Below are 13,793 nucleotides of genomic sequence, written 5' to 3' on the forward strand. Positions count from 1 at the left end.
TGATGTAAAATACTTACCAATTGGTCGAGGTTTATAAATTGAATTTAGATTATTGTAAATTTAGTTTAGCTATTATTAGTATTGCTTTATTTCCATTCACTGCTATTGCAGAAATTAAATCCGAATCAAGTATAGAAGCAGATATCAAAACCGATCGGCGCGGTTTAATTCAAAAATTAATTCAATCTAAGCAGTCTCAATTGACAGAGCAGGAAAATACAGTAATTTCGACTTCAGCAGTTGACTTAGATTTAAACGAACCAATAAATAAATCTCCAGAATATTTATCCAATCTATCATTAACTCAATCAGAAGAAGTAATCATTGCAGATAGCGATCGCAACAGCGACCCCGATAAATGGTCTGGTGGTCGTCCCGACGGACACGCTCCTATTGGAGTTATGGGAGAGCATACTCACAAAAAAGGAGAATTTATGTTCTCCTACCGCTATATGTTGATGAAGATGGACGGTAATCGTGACGGGACAAAAAGTATTAGCGATCGCGAAGTATTGCAGCAATATATGGTCACTCCCGTCGATATGACCATGCAAATGCATATGGTTGGAGCAATGTATGGAGTTAGCGACGATGTTACTCTAATGGCAATGGTGCCTTATGTTTCTAAGGAAATGGAGCATCTGACCCGGATGGGTGGACGTTTCACTACAAATTCCGAAGGCTTCGGGGATATTAAAACCACAGCACTATATACAATTTTTAATCAAGATCAACAGCGGATACATTTAAATCTAGGAGCAAGTTTTCCCACGGGTTCAATTAACGAAAGAGACGATACTCCCGTAGGTAAAGACCAGATACTTCCCTATCCTATGCAAATCGGTTCCGGTACTTTCGATTTGTTACCAGGAATTACGTACTTAGGTCAATCAGAAAAGGGTTCATGGGGAGCGCAAGCCTTAACCACGTTGAGATTAGGAAAAAACGACAATGGTTATCGTCTAGGTAATCAATATCAAGTATCGGGTTGGATTGCTCGTAATTGGACGGATTGGTTAAGTACTTCGCTACGGTTAACAGGTGCAACTTGGGGAAATATTGATGGTGCTGATAGTAGACTCAATCCGATGATGATTCCTACTGCTGACCCAAATAGAAGAGGTGGTACTCAGCTTAATTTGGGTTTTGGTGTAAATTTATATGCTCCCGAAGGTAATTTAAAAGGCTCTCGTTTAGCAATGGAGTTTGAATTACCTATTTATCGTTCCTTGGATGGTCCTCAGTTAGAAACTGATTGGCAATTAACGTTAGGATTGCAATCGTCGTTTTAACTAACAAACTTGAATTTCATCTAATTTATTAATTACCACATCCGCACCTCGAACATGATCGGATTTGCCGATCCAAGTAATCCCAATACAGCCAGCAGCTTTAGCGTTACGTGCCATTTGCATATCGCCGACAGAATCTCCTACCATTAATGTTGTACTTGGTTCTACTCCCAATTTTTCGCAAGCTTGTAAAAACAAAGCTGGTTCTGGTTTAAAAATACTGCCGTCTACTCCCATTTCTAAGTTTATATAGTCACCAAGTTGATGAAATGCGACAAAATTATTTACTTCTGCGGTTGTCGCTGCTGAAAGGATACCTACCTTTAATTGCGATCGCGAAAGTTTCTGTAATATGTCCAAAGTACCTGTAAATAATGAAGAAGTCGAATCACTCAGATATTTATCTGCTTCGTCTAAACTTTTACGAGCTATTTCTAAGGATTCAATCCAACCTCTTCCTGTTTCTGCAATATAAGCTGCTGCGGCAATTTCTGTTTCTCGACGACTTGCTACAGCCATTAAACCCGCAGCATCTAAAGTGTCACCATTAACACCAAATGCCATTAACAAAGGTTCCCCAATACCAGGTATTTGAGCATCTATAATTCTGGCTGCTTTTTGGGCAAAATTACGTAAATATACCTCTGAATCTTGTAAAGTACCGTTTTTGTCAAATACTATTGCTTGTATATTAGAAAAAGTTTTATCTCTACATTTAATAGTCGCCATAAGATACACCCCTTTTCAGGTTAAAGGTCAATTTAATTTTGGATTTTGGATTTTAACAACGAATGCTTTTATTCTAGATTTGGAATTTTTCTCTCTTTAAAAGTATACTTATTATTTGTATTTTACACAGAGTTTTTTATGTTGATCACCCAACTATTTGATATTGTCAATCTTTACCCAGAGATACTTGCTAAAAGTATTTTAAAGCTAGAACCTTCACCTGCAACAGAGGAAACGGAAATACTTCCACCGCATTTTTGAAGTAATTTTTCTACAATAGTTAAACCCAAACCAGCACTTCCTGTTTCTTCATTGGCTGCGGGACGCACTTTGTAAAAGCGGTCAAATATTTTTGAAATTTCATTTTCTGGAATCCCAATACCAGTATCGGTAAATTCTAGCTGTACATAACCTTTTAGCGTGCGAGTTCTTACCCAAACTTGACCGCCATTAGGTGTAAATTTGATACAGTTGGAAAGAAGATGGATGACAATTTGCCTTAATCCGCCACTGACACACCAAACATTAGGTAAATTGTTAGGTACTGTATACGCCAGCATGATACCTCTTTCTTGTGCTAAAGGTTGGTACGTGCTGACGATACCCGGAACCACATCAGACAGACATACAGGTTCTAAAGAAGTAGTTTCCAAATGACGTTCCAACTCTACTAAATCCATGACACCAGTAATTAAATGATTTTGGCGATCGCACTCTCGTTTAATCATTTCCAAATAACGTTGTCTCTGGGGTACTTTGATACTAGGAGAATTCAGTAATGAAAGTGCTGTTTTGATGTGCGTTAAAGGTGCAAGTAATTCCTGGAACACGTTCTTTAAGTATTCATCTTTAGCTTGTAATTCATTGCGAAGTGTTTGGTTTTGCTGTTTGGAGTTGTTGAAGCGGCTTTTGAATTTTCTAGAACTTATTTCCTCTTGTCTTTTAACTTGTGCAATAAATAATTGACTTATTAACGCTGTTTGGGGTGCTTGAGGATTAATAAATTTATTAGCTAGATTAAATTCTGAATTACTTGTATTTTTTATACCATTTAATACTTGCTGAATTACTTCACCGTCAAAACTTTGAACAGCTACTAGCGATGGAATTTTATACTGATTTTTTTGATTTAAAATTCGCTTTTTTAGGTTTTTTTGCGAACGATGAGCCGAAATCAAGCTGCAAAATTCTGGAGACAAAACAATTAAAAAGTATTCTCGCCTAATTTCGTGATTATCTGCAACAAGTTGGACTAAATGATGTGATAAATCGATTGGAGAAGCTGGAGTTGACCAGTAATGAGATTTTGAATCCGAATTATTAGCATCCGGCTTAATTTCTTCCACCCCACCCAATTGACAATTATAAATAGTAGCATCACCTAAATGTCGTCGATAACGCCTTAATTCCGAATCTAAAATACTTAGTCGTGGAAATTTGACTATAATAGTAGCCGATATTTTATTTTCAATCAGTAAATCAATTTGCGACCTGACCATTGATACTAAAGTTGTACAGCTAAGAGTTAAACGTTTTGGAGGTGTTTGAACTTCCATTACTAACTGATAGATAGATAAACGATCGGGTGGAGATGAATTCATAAAAAAATAAAAGAAGGAAAACCTAAAAAGTATACAGCAATAAATAATACTTTCTTAGATTCTCCCCCCTAAGTGTAATTTTTTTACAAAAACATTAGAATTTGGGGATTGGGAGTTAAGAGTTAGCAATTGGTAATTGTCCCCCCATCCCCCCATCCCCCCCATCCCTTCATCCCTTCATCCCTTCATCCCTTCATCCTTTCCGCTAAAGCTTCCCGTGCGTGTTCTCTGTCGTCGAAGTGGATTTTTTCGGTTCCGAGGATTTGGTAATCTTCGTGTCCTTTACCTGCTAACAGTACTCCGTCTCCGGATTTTGCTTGGACGATCGCAGTGCGGATCGCAGTAGCGCGATCGCCAATTACCATCGGCTCGACTGTATCGGGAATTCCGTTTAAAACATCTTGTAAAATGGCTTCTGGGTCTTCGGTGCGAGGATTATCGGAAGTTACTACGGCTAAATCGGCTAAATGAGCGGCGATTTTACCCATTTTGGGACGCTTGGTTTTGTCTCTATCTCCACCACAGCCGAATACGCAAATCATTTTACCCGGAATAAATGGACGTGATGCTTTTAATAAGTTCTCTAAACTATCGGGGGTATGAGCGTAATCCACAATCACGCTGATATCTTGGTTTGAACTTATTTGTACTCTTTCCATACGTCCGGGAACTCCCTCGAATTTGGGTATCGCGGCTGCTATTAACTGTAAATCTAAATCGAAGTGTAAAACGGCTCCTACGGCTGCTAGTAAATTTTCTAGGTTAAATTGTCCTACCAGTGGCGAACTAAAGGCTACGTCTCCTTTTGGAGTATGCAAAGTGCCGTTAACTCCGTTGGGTTCATAACTTAAATCACTCATATACAAGTCAGCGGTGGAATCGTTAACGCTGTAACTCCACACCTTTTTGTCACCTAAAGATTTTATTAACCGTTTACCATAAAGGTCATCGATGTTAATAATTGCCCTTCCCGTGAGATAATCGGAATCAAATAATAAACTTTTAGCAGCAAAATAATCTTCCATATCCTTGTGATAATCAAGGTGGTCTTGAGTCAGGTTGGTAAATACTCCAACTTCAAACTTGCAACCCGAAACCCTTCCTTGAGCCAAAGCATGGGAACTGACTTCCATTGTTCCATATTCGTTACCAGCATCGAGAGCGGCTTTTAATTGTTTTTGCAACTCTACCGCAAACGGTGTAGTGTAAGCAGCAGTTTGGACAAAACCCTTCCAGCGAGTGTAAAGAGTCCCCATCAAAGCGGTAGATAGCTCAGCTTGATTGAGAAAATATTCGATTAAATGGCTGGTTGTAGTTTTACCATTCGTCCCCGTTACACCAATTAACTTAAGTTTGTGTCCAGGATAATCGAAAAAAGCCGCAGCTAGTTGAGCGCAAGCTTTGGTCATATCCGCAGCGACAATAACTAAAGGAGAATTTCCGTCAACTCCCTGTTGATAAGGAGGAGCAAGGGGAGGAAACTTTTCAGCAGCTTGGGGAGAAATAATAGTGGCGATCGCACCTGCTTTAATTGCGCTTTCCCAAAATTCTCCACCATCAACTCGCGTACCCGGCATTCCAATAAACACATCTCCCACATTAGTTGCATGGGAATTTGTCGTCAAACCCTTAACTTCAGCATCCATTGCGGGATGTTCGGGTAATTGCGAAATACCATCAATAGCACCTAGTAATTCACGCAGTTTCATCTTATCAACCTCGTCAGTTCAATTTTGGATTTTGGATTATTCTACGGGAGGACGGTTGCGCGTCAATTGATTTTAGATTATTTAGCTTGTCCCTCTTTGGATTATCCTCGTCGTCAACTACGAGGCTTTTTTAATTTAGAATCTAAAATTTAAAATCTAAAATTTAAAATCTAAAATCCAATATAGATCGGTCACACGCATTGCTTGGGGTTATTTTGCAACATTTTTGACGATATACAAATACTTAAATATACTTCCGGAGAGTTTTTTCTAACTGAGTAACGGAAGCACGGGGAGAAGGACGGGGAATGGAAAGTAAATTCTCATCTTTTGCTACACACAGTACGGGTACTTCATACTGGTAAGCAGCAAACCAATCCTCGCGGGTTGTAATATCTCGCACCTCCAAATCTATTGATGCAAAATCCTGAGTTTGGATTATGGTTTCCAATTTTTCCTGCAAACCCTCACATAAATGACATCCCGGCTTACTGTATAAAATTAATTTCATAATTTGGAATGGGAATTGGAAATTGGGAATTGGGAATTGGTAATTGGTAATTGGTAATGGGGAATGGGGAATGGGGAATTGGGAATTGGGAATTGGTAATTGGGAAAGAGTTAGGAGTAAGAAGTAGGACTTAGCAAAAAGGCATATTTTTCTTGTAGGGGAGGCGGTTGAGGGGGCGTAGATAATATCCCCCTTTATTGCCGTTGCTAGTACACAGACTAATTATCAACCTAGTAATAAGACGGTGAGTGTACGGCACCATCCGAGTTTTGTGACACTTGCGGCCATTCCTGAGAAGTAAGGAGTTATAAATTTATTGCTCGCGGTTATTCATACACATTACCGATTACCGATTACCGATTACCTGACCTTTTTCACTAATATTTGGGAACTATAGATATTAAAGAGTGTAATTGTAGATGGCGTTTCTACCATGACTGAAAATTCTATCATTATCGATAAAAGTATTTATGAATCGCTCCAGCGAGAAAATCAGCAGTTAAAAGATAAGTTACAATTCTCCGAACAACTATTCCAGCTTGCGATCAATAATATCCCGCATTCTGTATTCTGGAAAGATAGAAATTCGGTTTTTCTGGGCTGTAATCGTAATTGTGCTGATGATGCTGGTGTCGGTGAACCTTCCAATATAGTTGGTAAAACTGATTACGATTTACCTTGGACAACACAACAAGCAGATTTTTATCGGGAATGCGATAAGCGGGTTATCGATAGTGGTGTTCCCGAACTAAATATTATTGAAACTCAAGTACAAGCAGATGGAAACCTGTTCTGGTTAAATACCAACAAAATTCCGTTACGCGACGGTGAAGGTAATGTCGTGGGTATCTTCGGTACTTATGAAAATATTACCGAACGCAAGCAGGTAGAACAAAGCCTCAAGAAGTTAAACGAAACATTAGAAGCAAAAGTTGAAAGACGTACAGCGCAGTTGAATGAAAGTAAAATGCAACTTTCCCGGTTAGCAGATAACGTACCGGGAATGATTTACCAGTTTCAACTTAACCCCGATGGTACAATATCTTTTCCCTACGTCTCCTCTGGGTGTCAAGATATTTGGGAAGTGGAACCGCAACAGGTGTATGACGATGCCGATTTATTGTTTACAATGATTCATCGTGAAGATTTACCGAACTTGAAGGAAGCAATTGCTAACTCGGCTCAAACTCTTCAAAATTGGGAATATGAATGGCGGATTACTACTCCAAGTGGTAAAAATAAATGGTTAAAAGGTATTTCTAAACCTCAATTACAGCCAGATAATTCTATTCTTTGGGATGGCTGCATAATTGATATTACTCAACGTAAACTAGCTGAATACGCACTGCAAAAACTCAACCAAGAACTAGAAATAAGAGTTGAACAACGTACCGCAGCACTTAATCAAACCGAAGCAAGATTAAAAAAATTAACAGATAACGTACCGGGAATGATTTACGAATTTTGTTTGCATCCCGACGGTAAAATGTCATTTCCTTATGTATCTTCTGGGTGTCGAGATATTTACGAAATAGAACCCGATCAAGTTTTTGAAAATGTTGATTTGTTATTTAACCCAGTTCATCCCGAAGATGTTCCGAAGTTACAACAGGGTATTGCGATTTCTGCACAAACTTTGAATAATTGGGAATATGAATATCGGATTACGACTACAATCGGTAAACAAAAATGGTTAAAAGCTATTTCTAAACCTGAATTACAACCAGATGCTTCTATTATTTGGTACGGTTGTATTGTTGATATTACCGAAATTAAACAAGCCGAAGCAAAATTGTTAGAACAAGAACAATTTCTACGCAGTATTTACGATGGAATGGAACAGAATATATTTGTGATTGATACTCGTGGGGACGATTTTATCTGCGCGGGTATCAACTCTTTTGGACTGCGGATGATCGGTTTATCTAATGCTGAAATTATTGGTAAAACATTAGAAGAAATATTTGGTGTATATGCAGCAGCAGATATATATCAAAAATGTAAAAATTGTATAGAAGCTGGGAGTGCGATTACTTATGAAGAATCTTTGATATTACAAGGTCAAGAAACTTGGCTGTTAACAACTATGAATCCCATCAAAGACGATCAAGGTCAAGTTTATCGATTGGTAGGAACAACATTTAATATTACCGATCGCAAACAAGCAGAGGAAGAACTTAAAGCTAGTCAGCATTTTATTCAACGCATCACCAATTCTTCTCCAAATATACTTTATATTTTCGATGTTGATGAACAACGAAATATCTACGCAAATCAAGAAGCTGCGACTTTTCTTGGTTACTCTAACGAAGATATTTTAGCTGCGGGAAATAAATTAATGTTCAAGATAACTCACCCAGAAGACTTAGAAAAAATTATTTGTCAACAGCAAAAAGTACTTGCTGCTGCTGATGGAGACATATTAGAATTTGAATATCGTGTCAAACATCATGATGGTGAATATCATTGGTTTGACGATCGACAAACGGTTTTTCATCGCAACGAAGACGGTACGGTCAAGCAATTACTCGGTGTCGCAACTGATATCACTAAACGTAAATTAATAGAAATTGAAGTACAGCAAAAAGCTATTGAGTTAGAAAATACTTTACAAAAATTACAACAAACTCAAGCTCAACTGATTCAAACTGAAAAAATGTCTGGTTTGGGTCAAATGGTTGCGGGTGTCGCTCACGAAATTAATAACCCCGCAAACTTTATTCATGGAAACCTTTCTTTCGTTTGTGAATATACTCAAGATTTACTAGGAGTTTTGGAACTATATCAAAAATACTACCCAAATCCATCAGCAGAAATTCAAAAACAAATTGCAGCAATAGAACTGGATTTTCTCAAAGAAGATTTAACAAAAATCCTGACTTCAATGGAAGAAGGAACCCGACGCATTCGAGAAATTGTTTTATCATTACGTAATTTTTCACGCTTAGATGAATCTGAATTCAAAAAAGTATATATTCATGAAGGGATAGATTCTACATTAATGATTTTACAAAATCGTTTGAAGTCTAAATCGAATTTTTCTGGGATTGAAGTTATTAAAGAATATGGTAATCTTCCTTCAATTGAATGCTATCCTTCTCAACTCAATCAAGTATTTATGAATATTTTAGTTAACGCTATTGATGCGTTGGAAGAGGGAATTATAAAAAATAATTCTTCTAATAATTCTATTCCTAAAATTACTATCTCCACTACAAGATTAAACAAGAATATCGCTCAAATTCGTATTTCCGATAACGGTTGCGGTATTCCTCAAAATATAATATCAAAACTTTTCGATCCTTTCTTCACTACCAAAGAAGTTGGAAAAGGTACAGGATTAGGCTTATCAGTCAGCTACCAAATTATTATAGATAAACACGGTGGAAAATTGTTTTGCGAATCCGTACAAGGTAAAGGAACGAGTTTTATTATTCAGATTCCGATTTCTCATAGGAATAGGAAATAGGAAATAGGAAATAGGAAATAGGGAATAGGGAATAGGGAATAGGGAATAGGGAATAGGGAATAGGGAATAGGGAATAGGGAATAGGGAATAGGGAATAGGGAGTAGGAAGTAGGGGCAAGAATTTAAAGCCAGTTTACCCAACCGTTACCGTTGTTAGATTTGCTTATGCCGACTAACTTGAAAGCTTGTAAAATCCAAAATCTATTGACGCGGAACCGTTTTCCCATAGAGTAATCTAAAATCTATTGACGCGAAAGCGTCTTCTCGTAGAGTAATCCAAAATCCAAAATCTAAAACCCCTCTCAGTAAAGAGCGGGGCAATGTAAACTTATGTTACGCAATAAATCCCATCTTGACCTAAAACATATTCATAATAGTGATAACGCTAGCGCCGGTAATCATCACCAAAACGCCCATCAGTAAGGATTCTTTAAGGACGTTTGGACTTTTTGATTCATTCATTTTTTTACAATCCTTTGATTATTAAATATGTTATTAGATTATCAGTAACCGTATAATTATCTACAAAACTATCGTAAAACTTAAAATTGCGTAAACTTACTTAGCAATTACTTAAGTATTTACTTGAATTTAAAACGATCAGTTTTTAACTGCTAACTCCTCATTCCTAACTCTTAACAAAATACTTAATCCCGCTCGGATTATGCGCCTTTGTACGGTAGAATTAATTTATCCCTGCTATGTAAGCATTTGAGCGATTAATTGTTATGACTATTTCACTAGCATCTACTAGTAAGACCGATTTCAATCTAGAAGAGTTGAACCAAAAATACGAAACTGCTCATCCAAGAGAAATTTTGGCATGGTCTGCGGAGAATGTTTCTACAGGTTTGGTGCAGACAAGCGCTTTCAATGTAGATGATATTGTTATTACTGACATTCTCTATCGCGAACTCAAGCAGCAAACACCCGTAATTTTTCTCGATACACTGTTCCATTTCCGTGAAACTTTAGAATTAGTAGAAAAAGTAAAGCAACTGTATAACGTCAATTTGCAAGTTTACAAAAATGAGAATGTTGATAGCCGCGAAGCTTTTACGGCTAAATATGGTGAAGCACTTTGGGATCAAGACATTGTAAAATTTCACGACGTTACTAAAATAGAACCTCTACAACGCGGTTTAGATGAACTTGATACTGTTGCTTGGATAACTGGACGTAGACGCGACCAAGCACCAACTCGTGCTAGTATGCCGATTTTTGAATTAGATAAAAAAGGTCGTTTAAAAATTAATCCTTTGGCTACCTGGACTCGTAAAGAAACTTGGGATTATGTAGGCGAATACAAGGTAATTTACAATCCTTTACACGACCAAGGTTATCCCAGTGTTGGTGATGAACCGATTACTACCAAAGTGGCAGAAGGCGAAAGCGAACGCGATGGACGCTGGCGCGGTACTGGTAAAACCGAGTGTGGAATACATATTTAAAAGGTTAAAGGTTAAAGGTTAAAGGTCGAAGGTAAATATTTTGTACCACCATTGAGAGTTAAATTCTTTTTTTGAAGAATATAGGTGATACATATCAATAGAGTAGAGACGTTGCAGTGCAACGTCTTTTTGTATTTTGATTTGTATTGATAATTTGGTGGAATGTGAGGAAATATTAGTTATAAGCTATAGGTTACAAGTTAATAGTTTTAACTTTATTTCTTCGTAATCATTAATAATGATAAAACCGCTAATAACTAATTATCTCCTATGATTAAAATCCTCCACCTTTCCGACATTCACATGGGAAGCGGCTTTACCCACGGGCGCGTCAATCCGGAAACGGGTTTGAATACGCGCTTAGAAGATTTTGTGAAAACTTTATCTGTGTGCATTGACCGCGCGATCGCAGAACAAGTCGATTTGGTGTTGTTTGGTGGCGACGCTTTCCCCGATGCAACGCCGCCACCTTTTGTACAGCAGGCGTTTGCGGGTCAGTTTCGCCGTTTGGTTGATGCTCAAATCCCCACGGTATTACTTGTAGGAAATCACGACCAGCATTCTCAAGGACAAGGTGGAGCAAGTCTATGTATTTACCGTACTTTGGGTGTACCTGGTGTTGTAGTGGGAGATACTCTAGATACGCATAATATTCAAACTCGTAGCGGTGCGGTGCAGGTGATTACTTTACCTTGGTTAACTCGTTCTGCTTTGATGACACGTCAAGAAACTCAAGGTTTATCGCTCGGAGAAATCAATCAATTATTAACCCAACGTCTACAAGTTGTATTAGAAGGAGAAATTCGTCGTCTCGACCCCGATGTGCCAATTGTACTTCTAGCTCACTTAATGGCGGATAATGCCAACTTGGGAGCAGAGCGTTTCTTGGCTGTGGGCAAGGGTTTCACTCTGCCTTTATCTTTATTGACACGTCCGTGTTTTGATTATGTAGCGTTAGGACACGTACATCGTCACCAAAATTTGAACAAATCCAATAAACCCCCGGTGATATATCCCGGAAGTATTGAACGAGTTGATTTTAGTGAAGAAAAGGAAGATAAAGGCTATGTAATGGTAGAAGTCGAATCGGGTAGCGCTAAATGGGAATTTTGTCCTTTATCAGTTCGCGCTTTCCGCACCATCGAAGTAGATGTATCTAAAACCGAAGACCCAATAGCTGCGATCGCCAAATCTGTAGCCAAAAATAATATTAAAGACGCGGTTGTCAGGTTAGTTTACAAATTGCGATCGGAACAGTTGGATTTAATTGATAATGCTTCTTTACAGGAAATACTAAGTCCAGCGCATACTTATACGATTCATCCAGAATTAGTCAGTCAGTTAGCTCGTCCCCGTCTTCCAGAATTGAGCGCGAGTAGCAGTATTGACCCAATGGAAGCATTGAAAACTTATTTAAACAACCGGGAAGACCTCCAGGACATTGCTAATCTCATGTTAGAGGCGGCACATAGCTTACTGAGCCCCGACGAGGAAGAGTTCTTCGATTCACCCAACAACGGGGATTCAGCAGGTGATGAATCTATGATTGGTGAAAATACTCAGTTGCGTTTGTTGTAAGTATTCAAAGTTATAAATTTCTACCTCATGCTTCCAATTACTATCTATTGGTATAGCTAATTAATGCTGGAATCTAGCTCAAATAAAGCTTTCTCTTGGTTAACCTGTCTTTACAGGTAGATTTACAAAATCAAAACTTGTGGAACTGACGATTTAGCCTAGAACAAAGTGAGTTGTTTGTATAGTTTCGATAAATAAAAGGTAATAAAATTGTAAAAATAAGGTGTTATGCGTTTTTTTTGCTAGTAAAGTTTTTATCGAAAACATCAAAAGATTTACCAAAAATTCGTAAAAATACAGTCTTTTTAAAATTATACTTTTATTGTATAAACTGATTGTGTGATATTAATAAGTTAGAGGTCGATTTTACCTCTACCTCCCTTCTGTTCCCTAATTTAGCTAGATTTTACTTATAATAAGTGCCTCATTTTTTACGAGTCACTGTTATTTGAATACAATGATGCACCTTAACTAACGATTAGTTGTGGTGCATCATTAATTCATTGAATCATTAATACAATCAAAAAAAAATGAATAATATTTTTAGTAACGTTAATTTTGATGTTTCCTTTTTGAAAAGCTATCTTGCTATTCTAAAAAATAGACAAGTCAAGGATCGAGAGCAAACAAAAGTAGTTATTCAAGAAGCAACCAAAGAGCTAGCTTTATATTTTCAACATACTCCTTTAGAGATTAATGAGATATTTAGTTTTTTGACAAGCCACTTACAAAAAAATCCGGAAATACTTGGTAATGCTTTTGCTTTCTCACCTGAAATACGTTCCTCTTGTCCTTTTGTATTTAGAGGTATCAATGGATTTGAAAGTAGAGATATTGCCAAGGGATTTCCTTACAATAACAGTATTTGGTATGACGTGCCTGTAAAAAAAAGAAAAGCTGTTTGGAGCGTTCCTTATTTCGATATTGGCAAAGCTGGTGAGGATATTCTTCTGACGACTTATTCTATTCCAGTATTTAATCAACATTCCATGTTAATTGGTGTAATTATCAGCGACCTTTTATTAGCAAGTATAGAAGAAATCGAAAAAATGGAATAGCTGGTGAATGAAATATTTTTTAATCTGCAAATTGGGATTATATCTAATTATTTAGTTATTATATATGTTATATTCTCAATATTTTTTTTAATCAATTGGTTAAGATTTCAAAAGCGTTACCCTAGTTTATATCCAGAGGAAAAATTTCTAGCTTTAGTTATAATTATAATTATTAGCGTATTGTGGCCGGTAGCTTTACCTTTTTATTGGATAAAACTTTTTAGAAATAAATGATATTTGAATAGCGGTTTTTTGTTAACTTTAATATACTCAAAAATCTTGTGGTACGGAAAGCTAAATCGCCCTCACTCTGGAAGAGTGGGGCTACTCAAACAAAGCCTACCTGCGTAGGCTGAATTCGGTACCTCTTTATACAGAAACGGCATTACGCAAGT

The 13,793-nt window shown here is 37.3% G+C and carries 9 protein-coding genes; 5 read left to right on the plus strand and 4 right to left on the minus strand.

What is annotated here, in order from left to right; translation table 11 throughout:
- Positions 1-38 precede the first annotated feature (38 nt).
- The gene (locus VB797_RS26450) at positions 39-1,292 is read left to right on the plus strand and encodes a transporter (protein WP_323240741.1); all 1,254 of its coding nucleotides are present in this window, start codon (positions 39-41) and stop codon (positions 1,290-1,292) included.
- On the opposite strand, the gene VB797_RS26455 is transcribed toward VB797_RS26450, so the two are convergent.
- The 4 genes from VB797_RS26455 to VB797_RS26470 form a co-directional block, all read right to left on the minus strand.
- Positions 1,293-2,021 (minus strand): HAD family hydrolase, encoded by a 729-nt coding sequence (locus tag VB797_RS26455; RefSeq protein WP_323240742.1) that lies wholly within the window; start codon positions 2,019-2,021, stop codon positions 1,293-1,295. It abuts the gene before it with no gap.
- Between the two features lie 173 nt (positions 2,022-2,194).
- Complete coding sequence (locus VB797_RS26460) at positions 2,195-3,622, minus strand: DICT sensory domain-containing protein (protein WP_323240743.1); 1,428 nt, start codon at positions 3,620-3,622, stop codon at positions 2,195-2,197.
- Positions 3,623-3,807: 185 nt separating this feature from the next.
- Complete coding sequence (locus tag VB797_RS26465; protein WP_323240744.1) at positions 3,808-5,331, minus strand: UDP-N-acetylmuramoyl-L-alanyl-D-glutamate--2,6-diaminopimelate ligase; 1,524 nt, start codon at positions 5,329-5,331, stop codon at positions 3,808-3,810.
- Between the two features lie 244 nt (positions 5,332-5,575).
- Positions 5,576-5,842: a glutaredoxin family protein gene (locus VB797_RS26470; protein ID WP_323240745.1), complete on the minus strand. Its 267-nt coding sequence runs from the start codon at positions 5,840-5,842 to the stop codon at positions 5,576-5,578.
- 433 nt (positions 5,843-6,275) lie between these two features.
- Between VB797_RS26470 and VB797_RS26475 the strand changes: the two genes are divergently transcribed.
- The 4 genes from VB797_RS26475 (at position 6,276) to VB797_RS26490 (ending at position 13,398) form a co-directional block, all read left to right on the plus strand.
- Positions 6,276-9,311, plus strand: a complete 3,036-nt coding sequence (locus VB797_RS26475; protein ID WP_323240746.1) for a PAS domain S-box protein — start codon at positions 6,276-6,278, stop codon at positions 9,309-9,311.
- Positions 9,312-10,039: 728 nt separating this feature from the next.
- Positions 10,040-10,762 (plus strand): phosphoadenosine phosphosulfate reductase, encoded by a 723-nt coding sequence (cysH, locus tag VB797_RS26480; protein ID WP_323240747.1) that lies wholly within the window; start codon positions 10,040-10,042, stop codon positions 10,760-10,762.
- A 270-nt stretch (positions 10,763-11,032) separates the two neighbouring features.
- Entirely contained in the window at positions 11,033-12,340 is a 1,308-nt protein-coding gene (locus VB797_RS26485) for an exonuclease SbcCD subunit D (RefSeq protein ID WP_323240748.1), read from the plus strand.
- A 530-nt stretch (positions 12,341-12,870) separates the two neighbouring features.
- Positions 12,871-13,398 (plus strand): cache domain-containing protein, encoded by a 528-nt coding sequence (locus VB797_RS26490; RefSeq protein WP_323240749.1) that lies wholly within the window; start codon positions 12,871-12,873, stop codon positions 13,396-13,398.
- Positions 13,399-13,793 lie beyond the last annotated feature (395 nt).

This window comes from Rivularia sp. UHCC 0363 (assembly GCF_034931125.1).
GTDB lineage: Bacteria > Cyanobacteriota > Cyanobacteriia > Cyanobacteriales > Nostocaceae > Rivularia.

Excerpts from the sequence above, each read along its gene's own strand:
- VB797_RS26455 (WP_323240742.1), bottom strand. The coding sequence starts at position 2,021 with ATGGCGACTATTAAATGTAGAGATAAAACTTTTTCTAATATACAAGCA.
- VB797_RS26460 (WP_323240743.1), bottom strand. The coding sequence starts at position 3,622 with ATGAATTCATCTCCACCCGATCGTTTATCTATCTATCAGTTAGTAATG.
- VB797_RS26465 (WP_323240744.1), bottom strand. The coding sequence starts at position 5,331 with ATGAAACTGCGTGAATTACTAGGTGCTATTGATGGTATTTCGCAATTA.
- VB797_RS26470 (WP_323240745.1), bottom strand. The coding sequence starts at position 5,842 with ATGAAATTAATTTTATACAGTAAGCCGGGATGTCATTTATGTGAGGGT.
- VB797_RS26475 (WP_323240746.1), top strand. The coding sequence starts at position 6,276 with ATGACTGAAAATTCTATCATTATCGATAAAAGTATTTATGAATCGCTC.
- cysH (WP_323240747.1), top strand. The coding sequence starts at position 10,040 with ATGACTATTTCACTAGCATCTACTAGTAAGACCGATTTCAATCTAGAA.
- VB797_RS26485 (WP_323240748.1), top strand. The coding sequence starts at position 11,033 with ATGATTAAAATCCTCCACCTTTCCGACATTCACATGGGAAGCGGCTTT.
- VB797_RS26490 (WP_323240749.1), top strand. The coding sequence starts at position 12,871 with ATGAATAATATTTTTAGTAACGTTAATTTTGATGTTTCCTTTTTGAAA.